Below are 229 nucleotides of genomic sequence, written 5' to 3'. Positions count from 1 at the left end.
ATACGATATGATACGTATTTGCACTTTTTAATTGTTTTAAAATTTCGGACATACGCTCTGTTACTTTTTTTTCTTCATCAGTTAACTTTTGTCCATTTCCTTGCTTTTCCCATGCACTTAAATCAGTTTTATCTATCATTGGTACTATATCATCGTATAATTTAATTTGTTCAATCGGTTCATTATTAGGAATTAATTCTTTATATGGTACTAAAAAGTGGTTAAGAAC

General features: G+C 27.9%; 1 protein-coding gene. It reads right to left on the bottom strand.

Annotation, left to right across the window (positions count from 1 at the left end; genetic code table 11):
* The coding region (locus JDS95_RS30920; protein ID WP_472926267.1) for an NADPH-dependent FMN reductase family protein at positions 1–229 on the bottom strand (229 nt) is incomplete at both ends.

This window comes from Bacillus cereus group sp. N24 (genome assembly GCF_016483345.1).
In the GTDB taxonomy this organism is placed as follows: Bacteria; Bacillota; Bacilli; order Bacillales; family Bacillaceae_G; genus Bacillus_A; species Bacillus_A toyonensis.
Note: the sequence above shows the minus strand (reverse complement) of the source record. Positions and strands in the feature narration are given on the sequence as shown.